The organism is Flavobacterium dankookense, from assembly GCF_004362665.1.
GTDB lineage: Bacteria > Bacteroidota > Bacteroidia > Flavobacteriales > Flavobacteriaceae > Flavobacterium > Flavobacterium dankookense.
In genome coordinates this window covers 196,815-213,612 of record NZ_SNXR01000014.1, presented here as the reverse complement: position 1 = coordinate 213,612, position 16,798 = coordinate 196,815, and the positions used below count along the sequence as shown (strand labels likewise).

Sequence of the window (16,798 nt, the reverse complement as noted above, 5' to 3'; positions counted from 1 at the left end):
AAATGGAAAAAGTATCAAATTTTATCAAAGAAAATTATTTAGCCCTTTTAATTGGTTTGTGTTTCTATGGAATATTTGTTTATTACACAACACAAGGTAATAGACTTTGCGATTGTGAATCAACTGAAAAATATAAACCAACCAATTCAGGACGAAGTACGGTTAATCGTTTTTATCATAAATAACTAAAAATAAAATATCATGAATATATCACATCTTGTTATCAACTCATTAGTGTTTTCTGCTGTTGGAATTGCAATACTTTTTATTGCTTATTTCATAATTGAAAAAATAACTCCCGAAAACACTTGGAAAAAAATAACTCAAGAAAATAATGTTGCTGTTGCCATCGTTTTTGCAGCCTTAATTATTGGAATCTCAATGATTATTAGTGCAGCAATTCATGGGTAATAAATTCTTAAAGTTTGAATATTTATTACTTTTTGCTGTTTTTACCATCGCCACTTGCGGATTAGTTTATGAATTAGTCGCAGGTACCTTGGCGAGTTATTTATTGGGCGATTCGGTAAAACAATTTTCTTTCATCATTGGAGTGTATCTCTTTTCGATGGGAATTGGGTCGTATTTTTCAAAATTTATTACCAAAAATCTACTCAATACTTTTGTGGAAATAGAAATTCTAGTCGGATTAATTGGTGGATTGAGTTCGGTTATTCTTTTTCTATTATTTGAAACCGCTTTTGCCTTTCAATTTATTCTTTATTTGTTAGTTTTCATCACAGGATGTCTTGTCGGATTGGAAATTCCGTTACTGATGAACATTCTTAAAGATAAAGTAGAATTCAAAGATTTGGTTTCCAATGTTTTTACTTTTGACTATATTGGCGCTTTATTAGCATCCATTCTTTTTCCGTTAATTTTAGTTCCAAAACTCGGAATTATAGGAACATCTTTATTCTTCGGAATGATTAATATTTCTATTGCTATTGTACTTTGTTATTTATTAAAATCAGAATTAAAAAAGGTAAAATTACTTCGAGCAAAAGCCATTTTTTCTTTTCTAGTTTTATTGGTTACTTTCTTTTTCTCCGAAAATATCCTGTCCTATTCTGAAGGTAAATTGTATGGAGAGAACATCATTTATACCAATTCAACTCAATACCAACGTATCGTTTTAACCCACAATAAAAGCGATTACCGATTATACTTAAACAACAATCTCCAATTCAGTTCTGCCGACGAGTATCGTTATCACGAAGCTTTGGTTCATCCAGCAATGTCAATGGCTAAAAAAGTTGATAATGTACTAGTTCTAGGTGGTGGAGATGGTTTGGCGGTTCGAGAAATTCTAAAATACAAAGATGTAAAAAAAGTCACTTTGGTCGATTTGGATGAAGGAATGACCAAGTTGTTCAAAACCAATCAGGTATTGGTCGATTTCAATAAAAATGCTTTGAATAACTCTAAAGTTACAGTGTATAACAAAGACGCTTACATTTGGGCAAAAGAAACGAAAGAGAAATTTGATGTCGTAATTATTGATTTTCCTGATCCTTCCAATTATAGTTTGGGTAAATTGTATTCGTTGAATTTTTACAGCACAATGCAACAACTACTTTCGCCTGATGCTGTTGTGGTAATTCAAACGACTTCGCCATATTTTGCTCCAAAATCATTTTGGTGTATCAACAAGACTGTGATGCAAGTTTTTCCTCAAATTGATGCTTATCATGCTTATGTTCCATCGTTTGGCGAATGGGGTTTTACTATTGCAATAAGTGGTTTTGGAACCAATTTTAACAAAGTCAATAGAACTGTTGACGGATTGCGTTTTTACAATTATCAGTTTGAAAAATTCAATTATTTTTCCAATGATATGATTTCAAAAGACATTAAAATTAATCGATTAGATAACCAAGTTTTAGTACGCTATTTCGATGAAGAATGGGGAAAATTATAGTAGTTCGAGAAGGAATTTCTTTAAGTTTTTAGGAGCAACTTTACTGATTGTTCCGCTTCTCGATGCTTGTAAAGAAAAAGTAATTTCGCTTTTAATTCGGCTATCAGGAACCAATCATATTTTAGGACATAAACTTCGAGTTAAGAATTTTCCAAAACCATCTAAGCAAATTTCTATTCCATATTTAATTATTGGTGGCGGAATAACAGGTTTGTCTGCTGCAAGACAGCTTTCTAAAAAAGGAATTTCCGAATTTTTGTTGGTCGAATTAGAAAATAATTTGGGTGGAAATTCTTCCAATGGTGAAAATCAGTATTCGAAATTTCCTCTTGGCGCACATTATTTGCCTTTGCCAAACCAGGAAGATAAAGAGTTACTGCAATTTCTAGAAGAAGAAAAAATTATTTTAGGTTATGATGAAAAAGGTTTTCCAAAATTTGATGAAACGCAACTAACGTTTTCACCAGACGAACGATTATTTTACAAAAACAATTGGCAAGAAGGAATTGTTCCAAAAGTTGGAAATTCAGCAGAGGAAGACGCAGAATTACTTCGATTTTTTTCGATGATGGATGATTTTAGAACCAAAAAAGATGACTTTGGTTTGTATTGGTTCAATATTCCGATGGCTTTATCTTCTCAAAATGATGCCGTTAAAAGTTTGGACAAACTAACCATGAAAGAATGGCTGAAGCAACAAAATTTTAAATCAAATCCGCTTTTGGTTTATGTAGATTATTGTTGCAGAGATGATTTTGGTTTAGGAATTGAATTCGTTTCTGCTTATGCCGGAATTCATTATTTTGCTGCGAGAAAACAAAACAGTACGCAAGATAAAAATGATAACGTTTTAACTTGGCCTGAAGGTAATGCAAGACTTACGCATCATTTAAAAAAATATTCCAAAGGAAAAACACTGCAAAATCATTTGGTTTACGAAGTGAAAACCGAAAATGGTAAAGCAGTAGCCTTGGTTTTTGATGATAAAACAAAAACTTCTATTGAGATTATTGCCGATAAAATTATTATGGCAACACCGCAATTTGTAAATCAATATTTGTTTAAAGACAGAAAAGAATTAACCAAAGATTTTCATTATGCGCCTTGGCTTTTGGCAACATTAGTAGTTTCTGATTTAACCGATAATTTTAGTTTTCCATTGTGCTGGGATAATGTGGCTCATGGCTCGAAAGGATTGGGTTATATTTTCGATCAACACCAGTCGTTGCAACAAATTCAGGATAAAAAAGTGATTACGTATTATTTTAGTTTTTCATCATCAGATTGTGGAAAAAGCAGGAGAGATAGCTATAAAAAGCCAAAGGAATATTGGAAAAGTTTAGTGTTGGAAGATTTAAAAATTTCGCATCCTAATATAGAAGAAGTAACAGAAAGTATCGATATTCATTTGTTAGGACACGGAATGATTAGCCCAAAACCAGAATTTCTATTTGGCGAAAGCAAACAAAAAGCAGCTCAATCTATTGATGATAAAATCTTTTTTGCACATTCGGATTTATCGGGAATATCTATTTTTGAAGAAGCATTTCATCAAGGAATTAATGTTGTAAATAAAATAATCTAAATGGTGCAACCTTGGATACATAAAGCCAAAACCGACGGAGTTTTTATACTTGCGCCATCTTTTATTGTGTTGGCAATTGTTTTGTTATTTCAAAATTGGTTAACCGAAATCGAAGAAAGTTATTCGTTTTATACTTGGTTGTTTTTAATTGTTTTTATTGATGTTGCTCATGTTTATTCTACATTATTTAAAACCTATTTTGTTGCTTCAGAATTTCAAAGAAGAAAACAATTGTACATTGGATTACCCATTTTTTGCTTCTTAATTGGGTTCATTTTATTTCTATTTGGCAGCCAAATATTTTGGTCGGTTTTGGCTTATGTAGCGGTTTTTCATTTCATTCGTCAGCAATATGGTTTTATGCGATTGTACTCTAGAAATGAAGATAAAATGTATGCATGGATTGATAATTTGATAATTTATTCGGCTACTATTTATCCTATGCTGTATTGGTTTTTATCGCCAAAACGAAAGTTCAATTGGTTTGTAGAGAACGAATTTTTGAAGTATGAAAATCCAAGATTGCTCGAAGTTCTTACATGGATTTATTTTGTAATAGTTGTATTTTATATTTTTAGAACAATTTATATTTCCATAAAGTCGAATTTTTTTAATATCCCAAAGAACGCTATTATTGTTGGAACTATACTTTCTTGGTATTTTGGAATAGTTTACTTTAATAACGATTTGGTTTTCACTTTACTAAATGTAGTTTCTCATGGAATTCCTTATATGGCTTTGATTTATTTGAACGAAATCGAGAAAAAAACTAAAGAAGATTTAGGATTTTTAAGCATGCTAAAGCAATACAAAGGAGTACTTATTTTTATAGTAATCCTTTTGATTATAGCTTTTTCAGAAGAGTTTTTATGGGAGATTTTTGTTTGGAATGAGCAATTTTCAATGACAACTTTTGATTTTTCAAATTGGCAGTTTATACTCGTTCCTTTGTTAACCGTTCCGCAGTTTACCCATTATTTATTGGATGGATTTATTTGGAAATCAAAAAAACAATAATATTTACAATCCCAGAATTTCTTTCGCTTTCGGTAAAATTCTTTCTACAAATTTAGTATAAGCAATTTCAGATGGATGCAAACCATCATTGGCAACAAAATTAGGTTGCGATAATCCTTGTCTAGTAATATCGGTAATGTTTATAAAAGTGATATTGTTCTGAATGCAATAATTTTCTGCAAAAGCATTATAAGTGTCTACTTGAGTAGAAATAGTGGCGTTTCCATTTCCAAAAGGTGTGTAAGCATAATCGGGAATGGATATTACAATTACATTAGCTTTTATTCCTTTAGCTTTTGTGATGGCTATGTTTACCAATTCTGGAAATTCTTGCTCATATAGGCTAAAAGGTTGATTCTGATATTGATTGTTTACGCCAATTAGCAACGTAACCAAATCATAGTTATTTGCTGGATTTTGTGATGCAATGGCATTTTTTAAATTGGTAGTTGTCCAACCCGTTGTTGCAATTATTTTTGTGGTAATTACATCATTTGAAGCAGTGTATTTTTTAATACTATCTTGTAGTTGAATTGGAAATCGGCAAGTTTCACAAACATTTTGACCAATAGTATAACTGTCGCCGAGTGCTAAATAATTAAATGTTTTTAAAACGTTATTATTCTCTTCTGCAACTGTACTTTCAGCACTACAACTAAAAAGTAACTGTCCAATAATAAAGAAGAAAAGTAAAGATTTTAAAAACTTTTTCATACTTAAGCTAATTCTACTGCATTTTCTATCTGCTCTTCAATAGCATCCCAAAGCCCAATTCGTTTTTCTAACGCCATTATTGAAACTTCTTCAACATCACGCCATTTTTGAGAATCATTGCCACAAAGTTCGTTTATCATTTGCATCGCCATTGGACCGTGTTCGTCAGCGTCAAGTTCAATATGTCTTTCGAAGTAGTAAATCAGTTTCGATAAATCGGTTTCTGGGAAATTTTGCTGAAAACTTTTTAAAATTTCTGTAAACATATTTGGAATTAAATCTTCTCTTCCAAAAGTAAATGCTGCTGCAATTTTATGTGATTTTCCTTCTTCAATTACTCGAAAAGTAAAGTCAAGAAAGTTTTTGATGTTTTGGTGCAAATTACTTTGCTTTATTGCAATAAAAACATTTTTTGTGTCAACTATATTTTGCAGGAAAGCATTCAATTCAATAGTATTTGCACCACAATCTTTCATTGCGTCAACATACATTTCAAAGTGACTTAATCTTTTTCCGTCCAAAGTCAAATCGCTTTCTTCCGCCAAAACAATCTCATTAATCAAATATCTTGTTTCTGGATTAGCCGAGGCAAACCATGGTGTTGAAGTACAAGTCAATTGGCGTTGTAATGCTTTTAACAGCGACATAAAATCCCAAACTGCATAAACATGACTTTCTAAAAACTGATGTAAATCGTCTATGGTTTTTACTTTTTCATATAGTGGATGTTGTAACAATTGTTGTTTCTGTGGTTGGATTTTGGTGTTGATTTCTAGAATTGTCATAGCTTTTTATTATTAAATACGAAGTATCATCCATTTTGGATTACATCTCATTACAAAAGTAAAAATGCTTCCCTGAACTGAGAAGCATTTTATATCAATTTTATTTATTGTTTAATGTTACTTAAAAGCAGGTATACCAGTAATATCTGCACCAGTAATCAACAAGTGAATATCGTGCGTTCCTTCATAAGTGATTACCGATTCTAAATTCATACTGTGACGCATGATAGAATATTCACCTGTAATTCCCATTCCGCCAAGAATTTGACGTGCTTCACGAGCGATGTTAATCGCCATGTCCACGTTGTTTCGTTTCGCCATTGAGATTTGTGCCGTAGTTGCTTTTCCTTCATTTCTCAAAACGCCCAATCGCCATGTTAACAATTGCGCCTTCGTAATTTCAGTAATCATTTCAGCCAATTTCTTTTGTTGTAATTGTGTTCCAGCGATTGGTTTGTCAAACTGAATTCTTTCTTTTGCATAACGCAAAGCCGTATCATAACAATCCATTGCAGCACCAATTGCACCCCAAGCAATTCCGTAACGAGCAGAATCTAAACACATCATTGGCGCACCAAGTCCAGATTTTCCTGGCAATAGATTTTCTTTAGGAACTTTTACGTTATCAAAAATTAATTCTCCAGTTGCAGAAGCACGAAGTGACCATTTGTTGTGAGTTTCTGGAGTTGTAAAACCTTCCATTCCGCGTTCAACAATTAATCCGTGAATTCTTCCTTCTTCATTTTTTGCCCAAACTACCGCAACATCTGCGAAAGGCGCATTTGAAATCCACATTTTGGCACCATTCAATAAATAATGATCGCCCATGTCTTTAAAGTTTGTTGTCATTCCACTTGGATTCGAACCGTGATCTGGTTCAGTCAATCCGAAACAACCCATGAATTCTCCAGTTGCTAATTTTGGTAAATATTTTTGTCTTTGTTCTTCAGTTCCAAATTTCCAAATAGGGTACATCACTAAAGACGATTGAACCGACGACGTAGAACGAACACCAGAATCACCTCTTTCAATTTCTTGCATAATCAATCCATAGGCAATTTGGTCCAAACCTGCACCGCCATATTCCTCAGGAATGTAAGGTCCAAAACCGCCAATTTCTCCCAAACCTTTAATAATTTGCTTTGGAAATTCAGCACGTTGTGCATAGTCTTCAATAATAGGTGAAACTTCACGTTTTACCCATGCACGAGCCGAGTCGCGCACTAATTTATGTTCGTCTGTTAGCAAATCGTCTAACAAGTAATAATCAGGAGCTTGAAATAAATCTGGTTTCATTTGTATCAATTTTGTGTTTCACGAAAACGTTTGCAAAGGTAATAAAACATATTTGAGATTCACTTTAACAATTGTTATTTTTTGGAGCTGATTCCAGCTGTCCGCTATATCTTTTTATCTCGTTTTCAAAACGAGATAAAAAGGATGCCGCTTCCATCTGGGCTAAAACTCCGTGTTGAATTATCGCTCCAGTTTCTGAAAAGCTTCATTTCTTGCCATTAAAAACTCCATCGTTTCCAAAGTATCTTCACGTTCCATAATGGTTTTATAGTGAGCATCACTTTCACAAAAAGCAATAAATAAATCGAGTTCGTCGGGTTTTATTTTCAGTTTTTTATAGAAAAATTCATCCGCATCAAACTTCGAAACCGCATATTCTTTAAAGCTAACAAATCGTGACGTTTCGTTCTTATCCTTCTTTTTGTTTGACTTGAATATTTTTTTGAAAAGCCCAACGAAATCCATTCCATAAGGCATTTCACCAGTGTAAACACCAACTGTTTTTGGCGCACTTTCAAACTTAGCAATTTTAGACATCGCTATCTCTTCTGGCGAAACAATAACATTAACTTTTTCAACTTTGTTTATAGTAACTTCATCAAGTTCAATAGGTTTTTTACTCAAGGCAATACGCAATCGGTCTTTTGAAAAATCAGCAGCTGTAATTGTAACCTTGATATCGTAATAGTCTTTGGATAATACTAAAAGTACATCGTTAACTTTCGCTTCAATACTAAAGTTACCTTGACTATCAGTTGTGCTACTTTTTTTGGAGTTGAGGTTGACCACATCGATTTTCTCCAAAGCCATTTCGTTACAAATAACTTTGCCATTGATGGTTTTCTGTGCCTGAGCAAAACAGTAAAAGAAAGTGAAAAGTAAAAAGGATAAAAGGAGTTTTAGTTTCAAGTGAAATCAGTTTTAGGTTATACCGACCTAAATGTATCTGATTTAAGGAATGCTAAATGATAAAGGATTGTTAATTGTGATTCCTTTTACATTTTCAAATAGAAATCTTTAGTCAGGTTGATATAATCATCAGTATATTCATGTCTATTGATCTCAATTACCAATTCATCAGCTGTTAAAACCGAAAGTTCATAACGTTTAAAAGCCAATAAACTTCGAACGATTGGTGTAGTGTGAGAACCTTTCACTCGCGTAACTTTTACAGGAAATAGTTCCACTTCAGCACACAAATCAACAAAACGTTCTTCCTCTTTAAACGGAATGATTACAGCAAAAATACCATTCTCCGATAGAAGTAAATCAGCTGCTTCCACTAATTCTTCAAACGGCATAGCATCTTGAAAACGCGCTAAATCTCTCTGGGAATTATCGGTTTTATAATCTTCAGAATAAAACGGCGGATTGGAAATGATGATGTCATATTCATCTTCGGGTTCTTCCAAAAATTCGTCCAAACTAGCATGAAAACAAAACAATCTATCGCTCCAAGGCGAAGATTCAAAGTTTTCTACACATTGTTCATAAGCATCTTCATCAATTTCAATAGCATCGATTTGTTCGGCATGACTTCGCTGTGCCAACATCAAAGACAAAACTCCAGTTCCTGCACCAATATCCAAAACCGAAAAAGGATTGTTCTCAATTGGACACCAAGAACCAAGCAATACACTATCGGTGCCTATTTTCATGGCACATTTGTCTTGTTGAACAGAAAATTGTTTGAAATTGAAAGTTGCCATTTTATAAATCTATATAGTCTAAAAATCCAACAATCTAAAAATCTAACTAAAGGTACATTTCTACAAGTCCTTCTGGCAAATCCATGATGACTTTTTTATTTTCTCTATCAATCTTGACAAGAAATTTATCAATCATCGGAACAAGAATTTCCACAGAACCATTAACAACTTCGAATAATGGTTGGGCTGAAGAATCGTTTATAGAAACAATTTTACCAAAAACACCCAATCGTTTGTCTTCAATTTCAAAACCAATAACTTCGTGAAAATAAAATTTATTGCCCGAAAGTTTAGGCAACATTGATAATGGTAAGTATACCTCTAGCCCAATTATTTTATCGGCTTCTTCTTCAGAGTCGACATCTTCAAATCGAACACGTAGGAAATCATTTTTATGTAGTGAACTATTTTCAATAAAAAATGGAACCAGATTATTGTTGAATTCAACAAAAACTGATTCCATATCTTCATATAATTCGGGTTCGTCTGTATCTAAATAGACAAGAACTTCTCCCTTGAAACTAAATTTTTTAGCGATTTTGCCAAGATAGAAACAATCCTCTTTACGCATTATCGCAAATTATTAAGCTTCTGTTTCTTCACTTGCTTCTTCAGCAGCAGGTGCTTCTTCTGTAGCAACTTCTGCAACAGCTGGAGTTTCCTCAACAGCTACTTCAGCAGTAGTTTCTTCTGCTACAACTTCTTCAACCGCAGCTTCTTCTTCTACTTTTGCAGCTTCTGCGGCAGCAGCAGCACGTTTGTCATTAGCTTCTTTTTCGGCTTTCAATGCTTTCGCTTTTTCAGCTTGTTGAGCTTTAGATAAACCTTCTTTTTTAGCATTTACTTTACCTGATTTTTCTTCTAACCAAGTAGCCAATTTTGCATCAGCTTGATCTTGTGTCAAAGCTCCTTTACGAACTCCACCATCTAGGTGATGTTTTAATAAAGCACCTTTGTAAGAAAGGATAGCTCTAGCAGTATCAGTTGGTTGAGCACCATTGTGTAACCATTGAACCGCTTGGTCAAGGTTTAAATCAATAGTTGCAGGATTGGTGTTTGGATTGTAAGTTCCTAATTTTTCAAGGTATCTACCATCTCTTTTTGAGCGAGCATCAGCTGCTACGATCCAGTAAAAAGGCTTTTGTTTTTTACCGTGTCTTTGTAATCTAATTTTTACTGACATAATCTTTTGATTAATTTGAGGTTCTCGACCTCGATTATTTTAAGGGTGCAAAGATAGTTTTTTTTAATTAACAACCAATTAGAATTTATTTTTTATTTGTGTTTCCTCAGCTTGACAGAATTTTTAACATTTATTTTTTCTGAATATGTTAGCATTTTTATATTAAAAAGTTATTTTTGTGGATAAAAATATTAGAAAATGAAAAAATTATTGTCCCTATTTATCATTTTAGTTGCTTTTTCTTCTTGTGAAGAGAACGTAAAGTTTAGCGATCCAGGATTTCAAGCATTGCAGAATGATGTTTTTTGGAGAGCTAACGATGCAAGAGCATATCTAACTGATGGTAAGCTTACCATCGAAGCTTACACTGAGTACGAAACAGTTACACTTGGAACAAGCAACACTAATCTAAACAAATTTTCGTTAGGAACTATTAATCCAGATAATTTTGCAACTTATTCATCTAGTTTAGATGGATTTGAATTAGAATATGCAACAATCCCATCACCTGGACCAGTTTCAGCGATTACTTTAGTCTCTGGAGGAACAGGTTATGAAGATGCTTCTTCTGTAGCTACTACTGGAGGAAGCGGAAGCGGATTGAGCGTTAATCTAACTACAAATGCTTCGGGAGTTGTAACAAATATTGCGCTTTCTTCAAGAGGAAATGCTTACATGGCTGGTGACCTTATAACAGTGACTGGTGGAAATTTAAATTGTAGATTTAGAATATTGAATGTTCAGAACAGCAATGGAGAAATTGAAATAACAAAATTCGATAATGTGAAAATGACTGTGTCAGGAAAATTCAAATTCAATGCAGTAAACACCAATAATAATCCTCTTGGTGGCGAAATCATGAATTATCAACAAGGAGAATTTTATAACGTTCCTATTTATCCTTCATTGTAAATACTTATTATACAATAAAATAGAAAAGCCATCGTTTTTGATGGCTTTTTTGTTTTTTTAAATTAATATAATCAAAATAATCAATTAGTTATGTTTTTTTAGCCTACCTTTGAGAAAATTTTTAAAGATTTAATATGAACATTTTTGTTGGAAGCCTTCCTTGGAGTATTGAGGAAGCAGATTTAAGAGAGTCTTTTGAGGCTTATGGAGCAGTTGATACTGTTAAAGTTGTAACTGATAAATTTACTGGAAGAAGTAAAGGATTTGGTTTTGTTGAAATGCCTAACGATGAAGAAGCATTGAAAGCAATTGAAGAATTAAATGGTGCAACTGTTGACGGTCGTACAATTGTAGTGAACAAATCTGAACCAAAACCAGAAGGAGAAAGAAGATCTTTCAACAACAACCGTTCAGGCGGAAGTGGTTATAATGGTGGTGGAAACTCTCGTGGTGGTGGAAACTACAGCGGCGGAGGAAATAGCAACAGAGGAAGATACTAAATAATAGCATCATAGAATAAACGAAAACCATCCCTTTTTGCGGATGGTTTTTTGTTTTTGTTAATAACTAAAATTGACAATTACTTCCTTTAAATGTACTTTTGATTTTACTAAAAAAGCTTTGATTTCAATTTACGATAAACCTCATAAATCATAAATCTAAAGGCATAAATCTAAAATCTTAATGTATTTAATCTTTGATACCGAAACCACTGGTTTGCCAAGAAAATGGTCAGCTCCAATTACTGATACAGATAACTGGCCAAGATGCATCCAAATAGCATGGCAGTTGCACGACTCCATGGGAAATCTAATCGAGCATCAAGATTATTTAGTAAATCCAGACGGATTTAATATTCCTTATGATGCAGAAAGAATACACGGAATTTCAACAGAGTTAGCACAACAAAATGGCATTCCGTTAGTAGAAGTTTTAGAAAAATTCAATACTGCACTTGCAAAAGCTAAATTTATTGTTGGACAAAACGTTGGTTTTGATGTCAACATTATGGGTTGCGAATTTTATCGAATGGGAATCGATTCACCAATGGCGGCAATGCCAGTTTTAGATACTTGTACAGAAGTTACCGCATCAATTTTAAAACTTCCTGGAGGAAAAGGAGGAAGATTTAAATTACCAACACTAACAGAATTACATCAATATCTCTTCAACAAGCCTTTTGACGAGGCTCACAATGCAACTGCTGACGTTGAAGCAACCACAAGATGTTTTTTAGAGTTAATAAGAAGAGAGGTTTTCACAAAAGAAGAACTAGATGTTCCTGCTGATTATTTTAAAGAATTTAATCAACAAAATCCAAAAGAAATTCCGCTGATTGGATTAAAACATATTAATCTAAAAGCAGCTTCGGATGAAATTAGAAAACAATTTCAACCCAAAGAAACACCAGTAATTTCTAAAGAAGAAGCCAAACAAAATCAACAAGTTCTAGTAGATGTTGATTTTGTTCATTTGCATAATCATACGCAGTTTTCTGTACTGCAATCTACCATTAGCGTCAAAGATTTAGTAAAAGCTGCCGTTCAAAACAAAATGCCTGCCGTAGCCATTACCGACATTGGAAACATGATGGGTGCTTTTCATTTTGTTAGAGATATTTTATACCACAATAAATCAGCAGAAGCAAAAAACAAAGCTGCCATCGAATCTGGTGAAACACCAACCGAAACCATTATAAAACCTATTGTTGGTTGCGAGTTTTTCGTTTGTGATAATCACAAAGATAAGTCTAGAAAAGACAACGGATATCAAATTGTCTTGCTGGCAAAAAATAAAAAAGGCTATCATAATCTAGCAAAAATGTCTTCAATAGCATTTACTGAAGGATTTTATTATGTGCCAAGAATTGACAAACAGGTTATTCAACAATACAAAGAAGATATTATTGTATTGTCAGGAAGTTTATATGGAGAAATTTCAAGTAAACTTTTAAATATTGGTGAAAATCAAGCGGAGGAATCGCTGCTTTGGTGGAAAGAAAATTTTGAAGACGATTTTTACATCGAATTGATGCGACATAATCAAGAAGATGAAAATAGAGTTAATAATTCGCTTATCGATTTAGCCAAAAAGCATAACATAAAAACAGTGGCTACCAATAATGTTTTCTATGTCAACAAAGAAGATGCAAACGCACACGATATTCTTCTTTGTGTTCGTGACGGTGAAAAACAATCTACACCAATAGGAAGGGGAAGAGGTTACCGATATGGTTTGCCAAATCAAGAATATTATTTCAAATCTGGAGAAGAAATGAAACAATTATTCCATGATTTTCCAGAAGCTATTTCTAATGTTGGTGAAATTGTAGCTAAAATTGAAATTTTTGATTTGGCTCGAGAAGTTTTACTACCCAAATTTGACATTCCAACCGAATTTCTTGTCGAAGAAGATAAAGCCGATAGCGGAAAACGAGGCGAAAATAAATTTTTAAATTATTTAACTTATAAAGGTGCTGAAAGAAGATATACCGAAATTACTCCAGAAATACGGGAGCGAATCGATTTTGAGCTAAAAACTATTGAAAACTCAGGTTATCCAGGTTATTTTTTGATTGTACAAGATTTCATTGCCGAGGCAAGAAAAATGGGAGTTTCCGTTGGTCCAGGTCGTGGTTCTGCAGCAGGTTCTGTGGTAGCTTATTGTCTTGGAATTACCAACATTGATCCATTAATGTACAATTTGCTTTTTGAGCGTTTTCTGAATCCAGATAGGGTTTCGCTTCCCGATATTGATATCGACTTTGATGATGAAGGGCGAAGTAAAGTAATGGATTATGTAATCAATAAATACGGCTCCAAACAAGTAGCACAAATTATCACTTATGGAACGATGGCTGCGAAATCATCGGTTCGTGATACAGCGAGAGTTCTAGACTTACCCTTGTTTGAAGCCGATAAAATTGCGAAGCTGATTCCAACTACGCTGAATTTAGCAAAGATATTTTCCATGGAAGAAGCAAAGCTAAAAGCAGCTTTGCGTCCCGAAGATTTTGAAAAAGTAAAAGAACTAATCTCCTTAGGAAAATCTTCTGATTTGGGTGGAGAAACCATTCAGCAAGCTCAAATATTAGAAGGAAATTTAAGAAATACTGGAATTCATGCTTGTGGTGTAATCATCACGCCAGACGATATAACTAATTTCGTTCCAGTGGCAACGGCCAAAGATTCTGATTTGTATGTTACGCAATTTGATAACTCAGTCGTTGAAAGTGCGGGATTATTAAAGATGGATTTCTTGGGTTTAAAAACCCTAACATTAATAAAAGACACGGTTAAATTAGTTAAATATCGTTCGGGAATTGAACTCAATCCTGATGAATTTCCAATTGATGACGTCAAGACATACGAACTTTTTCAACGTGGAGAAACCGTTGGTATTTTTCAATATGAAAGTCCTGGAATGCAAAAATACATGAAGGAATTAAAGCCGACGGTTTTTCCCGATTTGATTGCCATGAATGCATTATATCGTCCAGGTCCAATTGCTTACATTCCGAGTTTTATCAAACGTAAAAACGGTGAAGAAGAAATTGTTTACGATCTTGATGCCTGCGAAGAATTACTAAAAGATACTTACGGAATTACGGTTTATCAAGAGCAAGTAATGCTTTTGTCACAAAAATTAGCCGATTTTTCTAAAGGTGATGCCGACGTTTTGCGTAAAGCAATGGGGAAAAAACAGCGTGATGTTTTGGATAAAATGAAACCAAAATTTATTTCTCAAGCTGAAGCCAAAGGTCATTCTGCCGAAAAACTAGAAAAAATCTGGAAAGACTGGGAAGCTTTTGCTGAATATGCGTTTAACAAATCGCATTCAACGTGTTATGCTTGGATTGCTTATCAAACCGCCTATTTAAAAGCCAATTATCCTGCAGAATATATGGCTGCCGTTTTATCTAATAACATGAACGACATCAAACAAGTTTCCTTCTTTATGGAAGAATGTAAACGCATGGGATTGACTGTTCTTGGTCCAGATGTAAATGAGTCGTTTTATAAGTTCACAGTAAACGATAATTATGCAGTTCGATTTGGAATGGGAGCAATCAAAGGTGTTGGCGCGCCAGCTGTTGACACAATTGTTCAAAACAGAAAAGATTCACCTTATAAATCAATATTTGATTTAGCCAAAAAAATTGACCTTCGAGCTGCTAATAAAAAAGCATTCGAAAGTTTAGCCTTGGCTGGTGGATTTGATGGTTTTTCAGAAACGCACCGAGCGCAATATTTTCACATAGAAGGCGAAGGAATTACGTTTTTAGAAAAAGCAATTCGTTATGGAAGTAAGTTTCAAGAAAACGAAAATTCATCCCAAGTAAGTTTGTTTGGCGAAGCAAGTGAAATTCAAATCGCAGAACCAATTGTTCCACCATGTGACGAATGGAGCACAATGGAAAAATTATCAAGAGAAAAAGAAGTAGTAGGCATTTATATTTCCGGACATCCGCTTGATGATTATAAATTTCAAATGCAATATTTTTGCAATACTAAATTAGAGCAATTAAAAAGTCTTGAAAACGTAGTAGGTAAAACACTCACTTTTGGCGGAATTATCACCAATGTTCAACATCGCACAGCTAAGAATGGAAAAGGTTGGGCAACATTTTTGTTAGAAGGATATGATGAGAGTTTTGAGTTTCGAATTTTTGATGAAGATTATTTAAAGTTTCGTCATTTCTTAGTTCAAAATCAATTTGTCTATTTTAAAGTTTTGGTAAAAGATGGTTGGGTAAACCGCGAAACAGGAAAAAAATCGGAGCCAAGACTGCAGTTTATGGAAGCCAAAATGCTTGCAGACGTTTTGGAAATCTACGCTAAAAAAATTATTGTTCTGCTGAACATAAAAGAATTACAACAAAAGTTTATCGAAGAATTGAGTCAATTGTTTATCCAAAACAAAGGAGAACATCAAGTAGCTTTTGAAGTAGTAGAAATTGAAAAAATAAGAAAACAAGTCGAACTAAAACCAATCATAACAAATATAAATAACGAATCTGTAGAAGATGATTTAGACACAACAATCGTGGATGAAACAGAATTAGATTTAGAAGAATCAATCGATGAAAATCACATTGTAACCCGACTTTCAATGCCAAGCAGAAAAATGAAAGTAAAAATTTCAAATGAATTATTGGCAGAATTACAGAAAATGCAAGTCGACTTCAAACTCAATTAAGTATCAATTCTAACAATTCTCAAATAGTCAAAACTAATTTTCAATTAACAATAAATTAAGTTTTTAATAATTAAATTTGCACTTATAAAAGTTAAACAATTTTTAAAATTAAAAAATATGGCATTAGCAATAACAGATGCTACTTTTGACGAAGTAGTATTAAAATCAGATAAACCAGTAGTAGTAGATTTTTGGGCAGCTTGGTGCGGACCATGTAGAATGGTTGGACCAGTTATCGACGAAATCGCAACAGAATACGAAGGAAAAGCAACAGTTGGAAAAGTTGACGTAGACGCAAACCAAGAATTTGCAGCAAAATATGGCGTAAGAAACATTCCAACCGTATTAGTTTTCCAAAACGGTGAAGTAGTAGGTCGTCAAGTAGGCGTTGCACCTAAAAAGACATACACAGATGCAATCGATGCATTATTGTAATATAAAATGAAAAAGAGTTTAAAAGCCTGATGTTTATCGTCA

16 protein-coding genes are annotated in these 16,798 nt (G+C 33.5%); 9 read left to right on the top strand and 7 right to left on the bottom strand.

Annotated elements, in window-relative coordinates; genetic code table 11:
* Positions 1–2 precede the first annotated feature (2 nt).
* From BC748_RS09380 to BC748_RS09360, 5 genes are read left to right on the top strand one after another with little or no spacing between them, the layout of a single operon-like run.
* Positions 3–185 (top strand): hypothetical protein, encoded by a 183-nt coding sequence (locus tag BC748_RS09380; RefSeq protein WP_133533230.1) that lies wholly within the window; start codon positions 3–5, stop codon positions 183–185.
* Between the two features lie 16 nt (positions 186–201).
* Complete coding sequence (locus tag BC748_RS09375; protein WP_246014030.1) at positions 202–411, top strand: DUF350 domain-containing protein; 210 nt, start codon at positions 202–204, stop codon at positions 409–411.
* Positions 404–1,921, top strand: coding sequence for a polyamine aminopropyltransferase (locus BC748_RS09370; protein ID WP_133533228.1), 1,518 nt, complete (start codon positions 404–406; stop codon positions 1,919–1,921). Before BC748_RS09375 ends, BC748_RS09370 begins: the two co-directional genes overlap by 8 nt.
* Positions 1,899–3,506 (top strand): FAD-dependent oxidoreductase, encoded by a 1,608-nt coding sequence (locus tag BC748_RS09365; protein WP_211338554.1) that lies wholly within the window; start codon positions 1,899–1,901, stop codon positions 3,504–3,506. The genes BC748_RS09370 and BC748_RS09365 overlap by 23 nt, the downstream gene beginning before the upstream one ends.
* Positions 3,507–4,523 (top strand): hypothetical protein, encoded by a 1,017-nt coding sequence (locus tag BC748_RS09360; protein ID WP_133533227.1) that lies wholly within the window; start codon positions 3,507–3,509, stop codon positions 4,521–4,523.
* Between the two features lie 3 nt (positions 4,524–4,526).
* On the opposite strand, the gene BC748_RS09355 is transcribed toward BC748_RS09360, so the two are convergent.
* From BC748_RS09355 to BC748_RS09325, 7 genes are all read right to left on the bottom strand, one after another.
* On the bottom strand, positions 4,527–5,237 hold the full coding sequence (locus BC748_RS09355) for an SGNH/GDSL hydrolase family protein (protein ID WP_133533226.1): 711 nt from the start codon (positions 5,235–5,237) through the stop codon (positions 4,527–4,529).
* 2 nt (positions 5,238–5,239) lie between these two features.
* Positions 5,240–6,022, bottom strand: coding sequence for a DUF3050 domain-containing protein (locus BC748_RS09350; RefSeq protein ID WP_133533225.1), 783 nt, complete (start codon positions 6,020–6,022; stop codon positions 5,240–5,242).
* A 117-nt stretch (positions 6,023–6,139) separates the two neighbouring features.
* Positions 6,140–7,318: an acyl-CoA dehydrogenase family protein gene (locus BC748_RS09345; protein ID WP_133533224.1), complete on the bottom strand. Its 1,179-nt coding sequence runs from the start codon at positions 7,316–7,318 to the stop codon at positions 6,140–6,142.
* Between the two features lie 180 nt (positions 7,319–7,498).
* Complete coding sequence (locus BC748_RS09340; RefSeq protein ID WP_133533223.1) at positions 7,499–8,227, bottom strand: peptidase associated/transthyretin-like domain-containing protein; 729 nt, start codon at positions 8,225–8,227, stop codon at positions 7,499–7,501.
* Positions 8,228–8,313: 86 nt separating this feature from the next.
* Positions 8,314–9,027, bottom strand: coding sequence for a tRNA1(Val) (adenine(37)-N6)-methyltransferase (locus BC748_RS09335; RefSeq protein ID WP_246014029.1), 714 nt, complete (start codon positions 9,025–9,027; stop codon positions 8,314–8,316).
* Positions 9,028–9,073: 46 nt separating this feature from the next.
* Positions 9,074–9,598, bottom strand: coding sequence for a ribosome maturation factor RimM (rimM, locus tag BC748_RS09330; RefSeq protein WP_133533222.1), 525 nt, complete (start codon positions 9,596–9,598; stop codon positions 9,074–9,076).
* 12 nt (positions 9,599–9,610) lie between these two features.
* Positions 9,611–10,210, bottom strand: a complete 600-nt coding sequence (locus BC748_RS09325; RefSeq protein WP_133533221.1) for a 30S ribosomal protein S16 — start codon at positions 10,208–10,210, stop codon at positions 9,611–9,613.
* Between the two features lie 198 nt (positions 10,211–10,408).
* Between BC748_RS09325 and BC748_RS09320 the strand changes: the two genes are divergently transcribed.
* From BC748_RS09320 to trxA, 4 genes are all read left to right on the top strand, one after another.
* Positions 10,409–11,122: a DUF6252 domain-containing protein gene (locus BC748_RS09320; RefSeq protein ID WP_133533220.1), complete on the top strand. Its 714-nt coding sequence runs from the start codon at positions 10,409–10,411 to the stop codon at positions 11,120–11,122.
* Between the two features lie 134 nt (positions 11,123–11,256).
* Positions 11,257–11,622, top strand: a complete 366-nt coding sequence (locus tag BC748_RS09315; protein WP_133533219.1) for an RNA recognition motif domain-containing protein — start codon at positions 11,257–11,259, stop codon at positions 11,620–11,622.
* A gap of 184 nt (positions 11,623–11,806) precedes the next feature.
* On the top strand, positions 11,807–16,321 hold the full coding sequence (gene dnaE / locus BC748_RS09310) for a DNA polymerase III subunit alpha (protein ID WP_133533218.1): 4,515 nt from the start codon (positions 11,807–11,809) through the stop codon (positions 16,319–16,321).
* A 117-nt stretch (positions 16,322–16,438) separates the two neighbouring features.
* Entirely contained in the window at positions 16,439–16,756 is a 318-nt protein-coding gene (gene trxA / locus BC748_RS09305; RefSeq protein ID WP_133533217.1) for a thioredoxin, read from the top strand.
* The last annotated feature ends 42 nt before the right edge of the window (positions 16,757–16,798 follow it).

Coding starts and splice junctions, on each gene's coding strand:
- dnaE (WP_133533218.1), top strand. CDS start 11,807: ATGTATTTAATCTTTGATACCGAAACCACTGGTTTGCCAAGAAAATGG.
- BC748_RS09370 (WP_133533228.1), top strand. CDS start 404: ATGGGTAATAAATTCTTAAAGTTTGAATATTTATTACTTTTTGCTGTT.
- rimM (WP_133533222.1), bottom strand. CDS start 9,598: ATGCGTAAAGAGGATTGTTTCTATCTTGGCAAAATCGCTAAAAAATTT.
- BC748_RS09350 (WP_133533225.1), bottom strand. CDS start 6,022: ATGACAATTCTAGAAATCAACACCAAAATCCAACCACAGAAACAACAA.
- trxA (WP_133533217.1), top strand. CDS start 16,439: ATGGCATTAGCAATAACAGATGCTACTTTTGACGAAGTAGTATTAAAA.
- BC748_RS09360 (WP_133533227.1), top strand. CDS start 3,507: ATGGTGCAACCTTGGATACATAAAGCCAAAACCGACGGAGTTTTTATA.
- BC748_RS09325 (WP_133533221.1), bottom strand. CDS start 10,210: ATGTCAGTAAAAATTAGATTACAAAGACACGGTAAAAAACAAAAGCCT.
- BC748_RS09335 (WP_246014029.1), bottom strand. CDS start 9,027: ATGGCAACTTTCAATTTCAAACAATTTTCTGTTCAACAAGACAAATGT.
- BC748_RS09355 (WP_133533226.1), bottom strand. CDS start 5,237: ATGAAAAAGTTTTTAAAATCTTTACTTTTCTTCTTTATTATTGGACAG.
- BC748_RS09375 (WP_246014030.1), top strand. CDS start 202: ATGAATATATCACATCTTGTTATCAACTCATTAGTGTTTTCTGCTGTT.
- BC748_RS09380 (WP_133533230.1), top strand. CDS start 3: ATGGAAAAAGTATCAAATTTTATCAAAGAAAATTATTTAGCCCTTTTA.
- BC748_RS09345 (WP_133533224.1), bottom strand. CDS start 7,318: ATGAAACCAGATTTATTTCAAGCTCCTGATTATTACTTGTTAGACGAT.
- BC748_RS09365 (WP_211338554.1), top strand. CDS start 1,899: ATGAAGAATGGGGAAAATTATAGTAGTTCGAGAAGGAATTTCTTTAAG.
- BC748_RS09315 (WP_133533219.1), top strand. CDS start 11,257: ATGAACATTTTTGTTGGAAGCCTTCCTTGGAGTATTGAGGAAGCAGAT.
- BC748_RS09320 (WP_133533220.1), top strand. CDS start 10,409: ATGAAAAAATTATTGTCCCTATTTATCATTTTAGTTGCTTTTTCTTCT.